A 12,086-nucleotide genomic window follows, 5' to 3' on the forward strand; every position below is an offset into this window, starting at 1 on the left:
GCGGGGGGGGGCTCCGGGGTGGAGGGGGGCGGGCGCCGCCCCCCCCCCCCCCCCGGGGGGGGGGGCGGGGCCCCCCCCCCCCCCCCCGCGGGTGCGTGGTGGGTCAGCGACCCACGCCGCGTGGTGCGCAGAGCGCGCCGACGATCAAGCTGCTGTAACCGACGAGACAGCCGCCGATCTGCTCGTCGAACATCGGAAGGAGGCTGACGAAGATGACGGTGACGGCGACCACGAAGAAGCCGCGGTTCATGCCGTCCCTGGAGGCTCTCTCGGCGAGGAACATCCGACCGAGCAGGCCGCCGAGGCAGGCGTCGACGGCCCCCAGGACTGCACCGAACGCGAACAGAGAGAGGTCGCCCTGTCTCAAGTAGTCGATGTGCCCGAACCCCAGGATGCGTGTTCCGAGCAGCGCGCCGAACAAGGTGCCAGGCAAACGCTTGCACTTGGCGCCGAGCGAGGTGCTGGGCAGGGACCCCGGGGACCCTTGCTGCATGAGGTGTTCGTTGACGGCGTTGAGCCAGGTGATGACGCGCTTGAACCCGAAGTACTTCCCCAACGGCGCCGAGTTGATGGCGCGCACGGGAACGACGAACCGCAGCCCGTCCCTGGACACGAGCAGGCCCTCACCCCAGAACCGGACGATGGGCACCTCGGCCTGGGCGACGATCAGCTTGGCGTTCGCCGCGGCGATGGTGTCGACCCGCAGGTAGTACTGGTCGACGTGCGCGAGCCGGGACCGGCTCAGCGCCTCGTAGTTCGGGTTCACCACGGAGGTCAGGCCAATGTTGCACGCCTCGGAGACCAGCAGGGCGACCACCGAGGCGGTCAGGTCCTTCATGCGGCTGAGGCCGTCGCCGAGGTGGACGAAGGCGTCCAGGAACAGCAGTGACCCCCACCCAGAAGCCGCGGAGCGGTGCGCTCAGCGGCACCCTGAGGGCACCGGTCGCGGCCACTGCACCCGCCCGTGCGGGCGTCGCCCGACGGGCGCCGGGCGTGCGCTCCTTTCACTGTCGCTCAGCAAGGTCGGCCTCAGAAGGTGTCTCGGATTCCCCTGGTCGTTACCAGCGTGCCTATCTTTCGGCCCCCGCCGAGGGGGCCGGGTGGGCTTCCGGTCAGTCGCGTGGGCAGAACGGGCCGAGTTCGTCTTCGTAGCCGAGATCAGCCCGCTGATTCTGCAGGTAGGGATGGCAGGCGCGAGGGTCGGGCGCGTCGCCTCGCGCCGCATCGCGGTCGTGCACTGCCTTGTTGTACGCGGGCCTGCGGCCCGATTCCATAGACTGCCTGGAGCGCCCGGACACTTGGGTGCGGCTCGGCTCCAGACGCTTTTGAAGCATGGTGTTGGTCGGCACGTAGTCCGCATCCAGGTTCGGGGCGAGCAACTGCACGTTCCAGCAGCGGCCCGGCACGGGGAAACCGCTACGGCAGGACTCGAATAACCTCGACGGACTCATGGAGCGGCTGGCCGACAACGCGGACTCTATCGACTACCGCACCGGCAAGATCCGCCGTACACGTTAGGCGGACCGTTGGACGAAGTCGAGTGCGGTCTCGGCGACCTCTTGCCATGCGTGGTCGATAGTGAGGGAGTGGCCTCGGTCCGGCATCTTCACGATCTCCGTGACGGCAGGGTTGCGCTTCTGCCGTTTGTAGGCGGCGTTCGCGAGCGCCCAGGGCACCGTGTGGTCCTTTTCACCGTCGATGATCAGCAGAGGACCGCGCCCGGGGCTCTTCGTGTCCACCTTCGCCTCGGTCCACGGATTGAGATTCGCGTTGCCCATCTGCATGAGAGCGAGCCCAGAGCCGGCGACGTGGAAGTTGTCATAGAGTTTCCGCGCCTCCTTGTCGTCCAGCGCATTCGCCCATCCGTAGGCGAACTGGTCGAACGTGAGAGTGATCGCGCGATCGCGCGTCAGCGGGTTGACCAGGAATGGGCCCACCACCTTGAGCACGGAGGCCGGCAGCGGCAGAACGCCCCGGAAGATCCCAGGGTCGATGGCCACCGTGGCCGCCGAAAGGCCCTGGCCCGCCAGCATTTCCGCCAGAAGACCCCCGGTCGAGTGCCCAATCAGCACTGGCCGCTTGTCCAGGGCGTTGACGATCTCGGTGATGTGGTCGGCGATCTGCTTCAGTGTCTTTTTGGCGAGGACGCCCGGGTTCGCCCGCGCCGCTTCCACCGTTTCCGGATCGTCCGGCCAATCCGGTGTCAGCGGTGCGTAGCCCGCCTGCTTGAAGAACTCCACCCAGTTGGCCCAGCTGCTCGGCAGCAGCCAGAGCCCGTGGATGAGGACGACCGGGGTGTTGTGAGAGGCGTTGGCCGCCTCGATCTCCCGGTGCTCCCGCTCAGAAATTGACGGCATGCCAACCCTCCTTCGAACGTGTAAAAGTACAAGTGTTCGTCTTTACTCCATTGAGTGAATGACGAGGTGCCGCTGGCGACCCGTCGGCGGTCGGTGGACGGGCCCGGGGCCGGGTGTGCCGGTCAGCTTCGGAGGAAGGCCAGCAGTTCGGCGTTGAGCTGGTCTTGGTGGGTGGCTGTGATGCCGTGCGGAGCGCCGGGGTAGTAGACGTCCCTGGCGCCCTTGATCAGCCGGGCGGATTTGATCGCCGAGTCCTTGACCGGGACGATCTGGTCGTCCTCGCCGTGCAGCACCAGCGTCGGCACATCGAATTTGGCGAGGTCGTCGTGAAAGTCGGTTTCGGAAAAGGCCTTGATACTCTCGTAGGCGTTGAGGAGACCCGATTGCATGCTCCACAGCCAGAACTGATCCAGCACTCCCTGGGAGATGCTGGCACCGGGCCGGTTGGCGCCGTAGAACTGGATGGCCAGATCCTGGTAGAACTGCGAACGGTCGTTGAAGAGGGCCTCGCGCATTTCGTCGAATACCTCGATCGGGAGGCCTTCGGGGTTGGCTTCGGTCTTCACCATGATCGGAGGGACCGCCGCGATCAGGACCGCCTTGGCCACCCGGCTCGTGCCGTGCCGGCCGATGTAGCGCGCGACCTCCCCGCCGCCGGTGGAGTGGCCCACCAGCGTGGCATCCTTGAGGTCGAGCGCCTCGATCACCGCGGCGAGATCGTCGGCGTAGCCGTCCATGTCATTTCTCATTGGGGTCTGGCTGGATCGGCCGTGACCGCGCCGATCGTGCGCGACCACCCGATAGCCGTGCTGGACGAGGAACAGCATCTGGCCGTCCCACGCGTCGGAGCTCAACGGCCAGCCGTGAGAGAACGTCACGGCCGGGCCCTCGCCCCAATCCTTGTAATAGATCTCCGTACCGTCATGCGTAGTGATCGTGCTCATGGCACCGGCCCCCTTTGGAAGGCGAGGTCGATACGGAGCACCGTCGACCCCCCCGGTCTCGTCGAGCCCGTGGAACGCTCGGTCCCGTCCATGGCCCGCGACTTCCCATACTGGGCATGGCTTCCCAGTCCCCCCGAAGGATGAGCTCCTAACTTCAGGGCGCGAAAAGGCTGGCAGTAAGATGGTGAATTTTCGCTTTACCTGATGCTTCCTGTATCAAAGCGGCGCGTAACTCCAACCAGTCGGCATGATGGGTCGGCTTGCTGCCGCTGCTTCACCAGCGCGGAGTGGTTGAGCATGCCTCCTTGACCGAAGGCCAGGGCAGGGACCCCAGGCGCGCAGCTTTCCACCCAAGTAGCCGGTTGCCCGGGACGCCTTAGCCTTGGTGGGGGACCCGCTGCGGCCCCTCGCTCAAGGCGAGCGCGGCGCGCTTTGGCTGCCAAGGGGCCCAGCGTCCACCCTCGTCGCCGACCTGGCCGCGCTAGTGCGAGGTCTGCCAGTTCAGCGCTCTCCGGTCGGCGCGCCTTCGTCGTTCCGGTGCTCGTCTTTATGTTCGTCGCTCACCGGCGTGGCCACCGCGAGGTAGGCGCGTTCTGTGGATGACTGCCCTGCCGATGACACCCCCGGGCCCTGGAACCGCGTGGACGACTCCAAGGGGCGGGCCGCCGGTGCGGGCGATGCGCCCGGACGCGGCGCCCGGACGGCCGCGAAGACGCCCTGGCGGGCGTCAGAACGTACCCGGGGCCCGCTCCTTTGGGTGGAGTAGAGGGGCCAGTCAGGCGTCGAGCGGATTGCGCCGGATGCGGTCGGCGACCCCGGCGGACACGGACAGCGCGGCGGAACTGCCTGGCTTGCGCGCCGCCTGGTCGCGGAAGCAGGCCGTGAACTCCTCGGCCAGGTCCAGGCGCGGGTAGCGCTCCAGTACCTCGCCGCGCAGCCCGACCGGGACCCCGTCGAGGCCGCGCCCGGAGATGTCGATGCCGGTGGCCAGCTCCAGCAGGTGGCCCTCGGGATCCTCCTCGACGGGCACCTCGGGCCACATGTGCCGCACGATGATCTCCGACGCCCGTACCCGCCGCTCCGGGGGCCAGCCCGCGCCGGCGCCGAAGACCCAGGCCACGTGGCCACCCGCCTCCTCGAACGGCACCGTGTGGCTGTCGAACTGCGCCACCAGGCCGATGTCGTGCAGGAGGGCCGACACGTAGAGCAGCTCGGCGTCGAACGCGATGCCGTTGCGCTGTGCGTGTGCCGCCGCCCAGAGGTAGGAGCGGACGGAGTGGTTGAGCAGGGAGGGCGTCTCGTACGCGGTCGCCACTTCGAGAGCGCCGCGACAAACCGGGCTATCGGGGATCAGCAGGTCGTCGAATCCCACAGAACTCATCGTATTCCTCCGTTCTCCGACCGCGGCCACTGGTGCGGTGGCCGTGCCGCCGGGCGTCAGTTCTCGGGGTGGATCATCAGGAGGACGGCGCGGTTGTCCGCGGTGTGACCTCGGTACAGGTGCGGGTGAGCGGCGTCGAACCGGATGGAATCGCCTTCACCCAGATCGATGGGGGACGTCGCCGGGCCCGTGGTGGCGCTTCCCTCGGTGAGTATGAGGCATTCCTCCACGCCGGGCAGGTGGGCGTCGGAGTGCTGGGCGCCCTCGGCGATGGCGATGTCGTAGACCTCCACGGTGCCGCGCAGCTTGATGCGGTGGAGGAGACGAGCGCTGACCGCGTCGCCCTCGACGCGCGGCCGCCTGTCACCGGCGCGGACCACCTCCACGGTCGAGGGCGGCGTTTCCAGCAGTTCGCCAAGGGACGCTTCAAGTGCCGTGGCCATGGCCCACAGGGTGCTCAGGGTCGGGTTGCCCTGACCCTGTTCGATGCCGTGCAGCGTGGTCTTGCTGATGCCGCTGGCGGACGCCAGGTCGGCCAGCGATATCCCCGCCGCCGTCCGCAGCCGGTGCACGTTGCGCCCCACCACTTGCGCAGAATCCATGCGTATCAGCATAGTGGTATGCATGTACCAGTAGAACGGATTCATGGTGGAGGCGGGATGACGGTGACGCGGTTGCGCGACATTCCGGGTATCGGTGTGGACGCCGTCGGCGACGCGGCCGACGCCGCGAACGACCCGGAGTTCCTGCGTCTGGAGAACCTCGACACCGACGTCCGGCCGCCCGCCGTCGCCCTCACCGCCACGCATGCGGCCGTCGGCGACGACGCGGCCAACAGCTACCTGCCGTTCCAGGGGCACCGGTCCCTTCGCGAGGCCGCCGCGGCGCACGTGGGACGCATCGCGGGACGGCGCTATGACCCCGACGCCGAATGCGTCAGCGTGGCCGGCGGGCTCAACGGCATCCTCAACACGCTGCTGGCGACGGTAGAGCCCGGGCAGGAGGTCGTGTTGTGCGACCCCGTCTATGCCGGGCTGGTCAACCGGGTGCGGCTCGCGGGCGGTGTCCCCCGGTTCGTTCCCGCGGCGCCCTCCGCGGAGGGCTGGACCATCGACGCCGAACGACTCGCAGGTGCCGTCGGACCCGACACGGCGGCGGTCCTGGCGATGGGCCCGGCGATGCCGACCGGCCTCGTCCTGGACGACCGCCACTGGTCCGCCCTGGCGGACGCCTGCGAACGCCACGACGCCTGGCTGGTCTACGACGCGGCCATGGAACGCATCCGCTTCGACGGCCGCCCTCCCAGCCACCCCGCGGCCCACGACGGCCTGGCGGCGCGCACCATCACCGTCGGTTCGGCCTCCAAAGAGCTGCGGCTCATCGGCTGGCGCGTCGGCTGGGTGGCGGGCCCTGCCCCCATCGTCGCCGACATCCGCCTCGTCGGCCTGACCAACGTCGTCTGCCAGGTCGGCCTCGCCCAGAACGCCGTGGCCGCCGCGCTGGACGCGCCCGACGCCGAGGCCGACGTCGCCGCCGCCACCGCCGAATGGCAGCGGCGCTGCGAGAGGATCCTGGACCGGCTCGCCGGTTACCCGGTCATCCGACCGCACGGCGGCTGGTCGCTCCTCATCGACACCAGGCCCCTCGGGCTGACCGCCGCCGAGCTGTCCTGGCGCCTCTTCCACCGGGCGAAGGTCGCCGCCACCCCCATGGACGGCTGGGGCCCCAGCGGAACGCACTACCTGCGGCTCGTGTTCGCCAACGAACCCCTCGAACGCCTCACCGACCTCAAGGAGCGCTTCGACCAGGCCGTCCGATGAAGGGGCCGCCGCCCGACCAGGTGGCTCCACCGTCTGCCGTAGAACGATCGTCTGCGAGCTGGCGCGGCGCGCTCATCGGAGACATGAGGTAAGCCGGGCCGCCCGGCTCCGCCGACGGGGCGTCGTAGGCGGTGGTCATGGGGAATTCCCGTGTTGAGCGCGGGAGACTGTCAGTCGTTTCGGCAGATTATTTGCCAACCGATGCCGGGCTCGGGTTCTCAGTGCTGCCACCAGGACAAGAGATGACCGACCAAACGAGTTCAAAGACGGATCTAGAAGTGCCCGGACTGGGCCCGCCAGGTCGCCGAGCGCCGAATCGGGGTGGACGGTGCAGCGGGTGCGGCGGCCAGGCTGCTGTGACGCCTGGTGCCCAGCGCCCGCCTTGCCCGCGACCAGCGGAGACGCCTCTGCGCCGATTTTGGGGAGGGTGTTTCCCGGGTACCCGTGGGACAGGCAGGGAGTCTGCCCATGGCGTCCTGGCGGCTGGCCGCGCAGCGGGGATCCCCGACGAGTGCAGGAGGCGTAAATCGTGGACATGAAGCTCGAAGTCGTGGTGGTTCCGGTCTCGGATGTGGACCGGGCCAAGGACTTCTATACGGGGCTGGGGTGGCGGTTGGACGCCGATGTCGCCACCGGGACGGACTTTCGGGTGGTGCAGGTGACGCCGCCCGGGTCGCCGGCGTCGGTCATCTTCGGCACCTCGGTCAGCTCTCAGGCGCCAGGCTCGGCGCGGGGTCTGCATCTGATCGTCGACGACATCACCGCCGCGCACGGTGAGCTCAAGCGGCTGGGGGCCGAGCCGAGTGAGGTGTTCCACGACGCGGGCGGTGTGTTCCATCACGCCGGGACCGACGCCCGGGTGCCCGGTCCGGACCCGCAGCGCGGCAGCTACGCATCGTTCCTGTCGTTCAGCGACCCCGACGGCAACGGCTGGGTCCTGCAGGAGATCACCAGCCGGCTCCCGGGCCGGCTGGACCCGGCGGTCACCGCGTTCTCCTCGACCGCGGACCTGGCGGCCGCGCTACGCCGCGCCGCCGCCGCTCACGGTGAGCACGAGGCGCGCATCGGCGCCGAGGACCCGGACTGGCCCGACTGGTACGCCGACTACATGGTCCGCGAGCTGGCCGGGGCGAAGCTGCCGTCGTGACCGCCTTCACCTACGCGGCGGGACCGTCAAGCAGCCTGGCCAGTTCGAGCTGGTCGAAAGCGAGTGGACGGCACGGCCGCCGGGACAGATGCGGATAAGGGGTCGGGGTGTGCGAGATCTGCCACACCGACGTCCTCGCAGTGGACGGCCTGCGCCCCGATCCCTCGGCGCCGGTCGTGCCGGGTCATGAGATCGTCGGCGAGGGCGTCGCCCCGGTGTGGCGGGTCAGCGTCGGTTTCGTGGGCGGCCAGGACAAAGCGTGCCAGTCGTGCCGCCGCTGTGACTTCACCAACTGCTCCGACCAGCCGCGCAGGCGCACCGACTTGGACGGCGGCTACGCCGAGGTGGTCTATGCGCGATCGCCCGGCCGCGCACCGAGGGCCCGCCTTCCCCGGCCCTGGAATAGGTGAAGGCTCGAGAGCGTGCCATCCACCACATGATGCCTGCCCGCGTCCGCTGCCGCGCCAGCGTCCGAACTTCTCACCCTTCCGTTTTACCCGATATGCCTTTTTGTTGGTTCAACCATTACGCGGTCCACGGGGATGCTGGGGCGATACGTGCAGAAGAGCCGGCGAAAGGGGATCACCATGAAGACGCTTTCCGACTTCTCCTTGGCGGCACAACGGAGAAGGGAACGTCCGACCGCTCCGCTGCCTGCGAACGCGAAGGGACCCGAAATACCTGAGGCCGGGTACGTGATGAAGGAGATCGCCGACGGCGTCTTCTGGCTCAGCGACGGCCAGTACGGGAACATGTTCGCGGTCCACGACGAAGGGGTCATCGCGTTCGACGCGCCCCCGACGCTGGGGCACGACATCGTGCGGGCCATCAAGCGGGTGACCGACAAGCCGATCACGCACGCGATCTACAGCCATGAGCACGGCGATCATGTCGGAGGCATGTCGATCTACCCCGACTCGGTTCCCCGCTATGCCCAGCGCATCGTCGCCCAGCGGCTGGAGGCGCTCGCCGACCCGGATCGGCCCATGCCCACGGAGGTGTTCGACCATACCCTCACGATCGAGGCCGGCGACCACACCGTGCACCTGGACTATCCCGGCCCCAACCACAGCGAGGGCAACAGCGTCATCTACCTTCCCGACCAACGGGTGGTGATGCTGGTCGACGTCATCTTCCCCGGCTGGGTGCCGTTCTCGAACCTGGCGCTGTCGGCCGACCTCCCCGGAGTGTTCGCGCTGTATGACAAACTCCTCGGATACGACTTCGACCAGCTTGTCGGCGGCCACGTCAACCGTCCGGGGACGCCCGAGGACGTGCGCACCCAGATCGAGTACATGAACGATCTGCGCGCCACCACCGAGGCGGCGCTGTCGAGCGTGGACCTCGAAGCGATCATGGCGCCGGTCGACACCGAGAACGCCTGGGCCGTCTTCCGTGCCTATCTTGACGCGGTGGCCGCACAGGCGACCGACGAGGTCGTTCCGCGGTGGGTGGACCGCCTGGGCGGCGCGGATGTGTTCACACTGCCCAACGCTTGGGCGATGGCCGAGTCGCTGCGGCTGGACTTCAACTCCCTCGGGCCGTTCGGCATCAAACCCTAACGAAGATCAAATCACCGGTGGGTCAAGGGGAGCCATGGTCCGAGCGGTGGCCAGCTCGATGACCGAAGCGGTCACCCAGACGGTTGATCACCGTGCGTCGACCTGGTCGGCCTGGTTCGGTGGCGGAAGCAGCACTGGCTCCTCGAGAACCTCGCCGGCCACCCGGGGACGTACTGGCGATCCCAGGTGCGCAGCGTGGACGGCACCACGCCCAGCCGACGCGCCACCTCCGCCACCCCAAGCCCGCTCATGTCGGGACCCGCCTCGCCACCCGCCGACCCATTCGCGTTTGCAGTCCCAGACGGCGTCGCGGGCGATGGCGTCTAGCAGCGGGATCGTGCGGGAGACCATGCCCTTCGCTGCCGCGGGCCTCGGCTCTCAGACAGCCGAGGCCCGCTTGGCCGTTTCAGGAGCGATTGCCCGTGCCTGGCAGGGCGGGATCTCAGTAGAGGTTGGTGCCCTGCCAAGGGCCGTACTGGGTGCAGATCTCACCGTCGGCCAGCACCACCTTTCCGCCGGTGACCCGGGCCTCGGAGTATCCGGTGGTCCCGTGTTCGGTCTCCCAGGTGGTGTCCCAGGAATAGCCGGCCAGCGGCTCGCGCCAGGTTCTGCTGCCCACGCCGATGTTGTCGGTGACGCTGACCTCCCAGGTGAAGCCGACCGCAGGTGCCATCTTGGTGACATCGAAGCCGGTGTACACGTAGGCCTTCCGGTCCCCCTCGGCTGCGTAGTACAGGAACGACACCCCACAGTCCCCGCGCTTGATCGGCTCACCAGAGACCCTCAGGTCGCTTCCGGCGCGCTTGATGCCGTCCTGGCGGACCGGCCGATTGCTGACCTTGACGGCTGCCTGCTCGCCGTCCAGCAGAACGATCTTGTAGCCGTGGGCGTTCGCAACAGCCTTGTCGAAACTGCGTGACACCAGCCTGGCTGTGGCCTTCACCTCCCCCTTCGCAGGCGCCGCCCTGTGCTGATTGGGGGCCGGCGTTGGGTCAGCGGACGCCGCAGTGGTGATGGCCAGCGTGCCGGAGACCGCCATCGCGGCGATCGAGGCGCAGCGGAGTGACCTTGAATTGCGCATGGTTACCTCTCATAGCTGTTGGATAACGAGTCCTCGGTGCACAGGTCCGGCCCCGGGTTACTGGTGCGGGCGGGGGCGAGGGCGGGTTCTACCTGAGGCAGGTCCAGGCCGCGCCCTGGCGCCGGAGTTTGACGCTGGGGGGCGATGGCCGTGCAAGTGCCGTGGTCGCGGGGAGTTACCCGGCTCTTGGCCGTTGCGGCGGCGGCCGGCGAGGCGCTCAGGATGAGAAGGGTGCGGTGAGGGTGAGTGAGGCCATCGCCGCCAGCAGGCGTCTGACGCGCTTCACAGGTGGCCCCCTCTTTTCTTTTTCGTGACATAAAGACATGATTGTCTATTAAGCCTGTTCGCGCCACCGGCCCGGCCCGTCCGGCCGGGGAAGAAGGGGGAAACACAACGATGCGCTCCATCAGAGCGGCCCGCCGCACCGGCAGAGCACTCTGGGCACTCAGAGCCGCTGCCGCCTCGGCCACCTGCGCGGTCACCGCCGTGGGTCTGGCGGTCTTACCGGCCGCCGCCGCGCCGGCCAAGCCCGCCGCCGGGCAGGTGGCCGAACCCGGCCAGGCCTGTACCGCAGCCGATCTCGGCCAGCGCCACCCGATCATCAAGAGCGTCGAGGTCTCCCCGACGATCACTCACTTCACCGGCTGGCACGTCACCGAGGGCACGACCGGGACCCAGACCGTCACCACCAGCACCGAGACCACCATCTCGGTCTCGGTCGGCCTCAACGGCAACGTCCATGGCAGTTTCGCCGTCGAAGCCCTCGGCATGGTCGGCGCGAGCGCGGGCCTGAACGTGAAGGTGGACTACACCTCCACCAGCACCGAGTCGCAATCGATCACGTGGAACTTCCGCGAGCCCGGCTACTACGGCCTCTACAAGGGAACCAAGAAGGTCACCGGCACCTACGGAAGCCTCAACTGCAACCGCGTCCAACTGAGCGACGGCAGTTGGGCGTTGAAGTGGATCGAGGGACCCGAGAGCGGCAGCTACACCACCTACACCACCCTTGAGGAAGGCGCGGTGCGCTGCCAGGACACGGTGCCCGCCAACAGCATCATGGCCAAGGCCCAAGGCCTCCTGGACTGCGCCAGCGCCGCCGCGAGAGCCAAGCACCCGGCGGGTGCGGTGGCCCCGACAGCCAGGCAGCTACAGGACCGCCGCGCGCAGCGCCCGGCGCCCACCAGCGGCACTGCCACCGATCGGCCCAAGGCCACCGGACGCAGCGCGCAGGCCGCCGCTCTCAACTGCAGCGCCGCCGCCTACAAGATCGCTGTACCCGGGCAGCCTCTGTCCTGGGGCGGGCCGCTCCTGGCCAACGACGGCGTCCGCCTGCGGCCCTCGTCGATCTTCAGTGCCCACCTGGACAACTGGCGGCTGTGCAACGTGACCGAGCACAACGGGGTCATCGAGGCGTCCCTGTGGAACTGGGGCAGCGGCGGGTGCGCGACCATCGCCGCGCAGGACGCGGCCACCGAACGGGCGGTCCTGATGACGGTCTCCTGCACCGAGGACGACCTCCAGCGGTTCTACATCTACCGCGACGTGCCCGGCTCCGACCGGATCGGCGTCCAGAACAAGTACACCGGCTCCATGATGGGCCACGACCGGTACGCCGACGGGGAGTTCATCCGCCAGTACTCCAGCGGCAGGCAGGACGGTACGGGTACCTACTCCCTGATCGGGGTCTGACGGCCCGCACCCCGTAACGCTCACCCCCCACACCCCGATTCGCTCCGGCTGCACTTCGGGACGGGTCTGCAGGGAGGACTTCCGCAGCGCCGTGTCCTACCT

Annotated in this window: 12 protein-coding genes and 1 pseudogene; 5 read left to right on the forward strand and 8 right to left on the reverse strand. The window is 68.5% G+C overall.

Translation table 11 applies throughout. The features are described 5' to 3' along the window. Nucleotides 1–499: 499 nt before the first annotated feature. From AB0K37_RS35395 to AB0K37_RS35420, 6 genes and pseudogenes are all read right to left on the reverse strand, one after another. A pseudogene (locus tag AB0K37_RS35395) lies at nt 500–880 on the reverse strand (Tn3 family transposase); the annotation flags it as partial. Nucleotides 881–1,112: 232 nt separating this feature from the next. Next, on the reverse strand, nt 1,113–1,385 hold the full coding sequence (locus tag AB0K37_RS35400; protein ID WP_363988642.1) for a hypothetical protein: 273 nt from the start codon (nt 1,383–1,385) through the stop codon (nt 1,113–1,115). Nucleotides 1,386–1,514: 129 nt separating this feature from the next. Further along, nucleotides 1,515–2,357 (reverse strand): alpha/beta hydrolase, encoded by an 843-nt coding sequence (locus AB0K37_RS35405; RefSeq protein WP_363988645.1) that lies wholly within the window; start codon nt 2,355–2,357, stop codon nt 1,515–1,517. Nucleotides 2,358–2,479: 122 nt separating this feature from the next. Beyond that, nucleotides 2,480–3,301, reverse strand: a complete 822-nt coding sequence (locus AB0K37_RS35410; protein WP_363988648.1) for an alpha/beta hydrolase — start codon at nt 3,299–3,301, stop codon at nt 2,480–2,482. Nucleotides 3,302–4,076: 775 nt separating this feature from the next. Next, the gene (locus AB0K37_RS35415) at nt 4,077–4,682 is read right to left on the reverse strand and encodes an HD domain-containing protein (RefSeq protein WP_363988650.1); all 606 of its coding nucleotides are present in this window, start codon (nt 4,680–4,682) and stop codon (nt 4,077–4,079) included. Nucleotides 4,683–4,738: 56 nt separating this feature from the next. After that, nucleotides 4,739–5,329 carry an XRE family transcriptional regulator gene (locus tag AB0K37_RS35420; RefSeq protein WP_363988652.1) on the reverse strand — a complete coding sequence of 197 codons (591 nt, stop codon included), beginning with the start codon at nt 5,327–5,329 and terminating at the stop codon, nt 4,739–4,741. A gap of 12 nt (nt 5,330–5,341) precedes the next feature. On the opposite strand from AB0K37_RS35420, the gene AB0K37_RS35425 reads away from it, so the two are divergent. From AB0K37_RS35425 to AB0K37_RS35440, 4 genes are all read left to right on the forward strand, one after another. After that, nucleotides 5,342–6,502: a pyridoxal phosphate-dependent aminotransferase gene (locus AB0K37_RS35425; RefSeq protein WP_363988655.1), complete on the forward strand. Its 1,161-nt coding sequence runs from the start codon at nt 5,342–5,344 to the stop codon at nt 6,500–6,502. Nucleotides 6,503–7,037: 535 nt separating this feature from the next. Continuing rightward, nucleotides 7,038–7,649 carry a VOC family protein gene (locus AB0K37_RS35430; protein ID WP_363988671.1) on the forward strand — a complete coding sequence of 204 codons (612 nt, stop codon included), beginning with the start codon at nt 7,038–7,040 and terminating at the stop codon, nt 7,647–7,649. A 107-nt stretch (nt 7,650–7,756) separates the two neighbouring features. Then, entirely contained in the window at nt 7,757–8,059 is a 303-nt protein-coding gene (locus AB0K37_RS35435; protein WP_363988657.1) for an alcohol dehydrogenase catalytic domain-containing protein, read from the forward strand. A 288-nt stretch (nt 8,060–8,347) separates the two neighbouring features. After that, nucleotides 8,348–9,211: an MBL fold metallo-hydrolase gene (locus tag AB0K37_RS35440; protein ID WP_363988660.1), complete on the forward strand. Its 864-nt coding sequence runs from the start codon at nt 8,348–8,350 to the stop codon at nt 9,209–9,211. A 71-nt stretch (nt 9,212–9,282) separates the two neighbouring features. Here the strand turns inward: AB0K37_RS35440 and AB0K37_RS35445 are convergent, their stop codons facing one another. Next, entirely contained in the window at nt 9,283–9,462 is a 180-nt protein-coding gene (locus AB0K37_RS35445; protein ID WP_363988663.1) for a transposase, read from the reverse strand. A gap of 191 nt (nt 9,463–9,653) precedes the next feature. Further along, nucleotides 9,654–10,292: a hypothetical protein gene (locus AB0K37_RS35450; protein WP_363988666.1), complete on the reverse strand. Its 639-nt coding sequence runs from the start codon at nt 10,290–10,292 to the stop codon at nt 9,654–9,656. 396 nt (nt 10,293–10,688) lie between these two features. Between AB0K37_RS35450 and AB0K37_RS35455 the strand changes: the two genes are divergently transcribed. Continuing rightward, nucleotides 10,689–11,984, forward strand: a complete 1,296-nt coding sequence (locus tag AB0K37_RS35455; RefSeq protein ID WP_363988669.1) for a hypothetical protein — start codon at nt 10,689–10,691, stop codon at nt 11,982–11,984. The last annotated feature ends 102 nt before the right edge of the window (nt 11,985–12,086 follow it).

Source organism: Actinomadura sp. NPDC049753, from assembly GCF_040674655.1.
Classification (GTDB): domain Bacteria; phylum Actinomycetota; class Actinomycetes; order Streptosporangiales; family Streptosporangiaceae; genus Spirillospora; species Spirillospora verrucosospora.

Excerpts from the sequence above, each read along its gene's own strand:
- AB0K37_RS35405 (WP_363988645.1), bottom strand. The coding sequence starts at position 2,357 with ATGCCGTCAATTTCTGAGCGGGAGCACCGGGAGATCGAGGCGGCCAAC.
- AB0K37_RS35410 (WP_363988648.1), bottom strand. The coding sequence starts at position 3,301 with ATGAGCACGATCACTACGCATGACGGTACGGAGATCTATTACAAGGAT.
- AB0K37_RS35415 (WP_363988650.1), bottom strand. The coding sequence starts at position 4,682 with ATGAGTTCTGTGGGATTCGACGACCTGCTGATCCCCGATAGCCCGGTT.
- AB0K37_RS35420 (WP_363988652.1), bottom strand. The coding sequence starts at position 5,329 with ATGAATCCGTTCTACTGGTACATGCATACCACTATGCTGATACGCATG.
- AB0K37_RS35425 (WP_363988655.1), top strand. The coding sequence starts at position 5,342 with ATGACGGTGACGCGGTTGCGCGACATTCCGGGTATCGGTGTGGACGCC.
- AB0K37_RS35430 (WP_363988671.1), top strand. The coding sequence starts at position 7,038 with ATGAAGCTCGAAGTCGTGGTGGTTCCGGTCTCGGATGTGGACCGGGCC.
- AB0K37_RS35440 (WP_363988660.1), top strand. The coding sequence starts at position 8,348 with ATGAAGGAGATCGCCGACGGCGTCTTCTGGCTCAGCGACGGCCAGTAC.
- AB0K37_RS35445 (WP_363988663.1), bottom strand. The coding sequence starts at position 9,462 with ATGAGCGGGCTTGGGGTGGCGGAGGTGGCGCGTCGGCTGGGCGTGGTG.
- AB0K37_RS35450 (WP_363988666.1), bottom strand. The coding sequence starts at position 10,292 with ATGCGCAATTCAAGGTCACTCCGCTGCGCCTCGATCGCCGCGATGGCG.
- AB0K37_RS35455 (WP_363988669.1), top strand. The coding sequence starts at position 10,689 with ATGCGCTCCATCAGAGCGGCCCGCCGCACCGGCAGAGCACTCTGGGCA.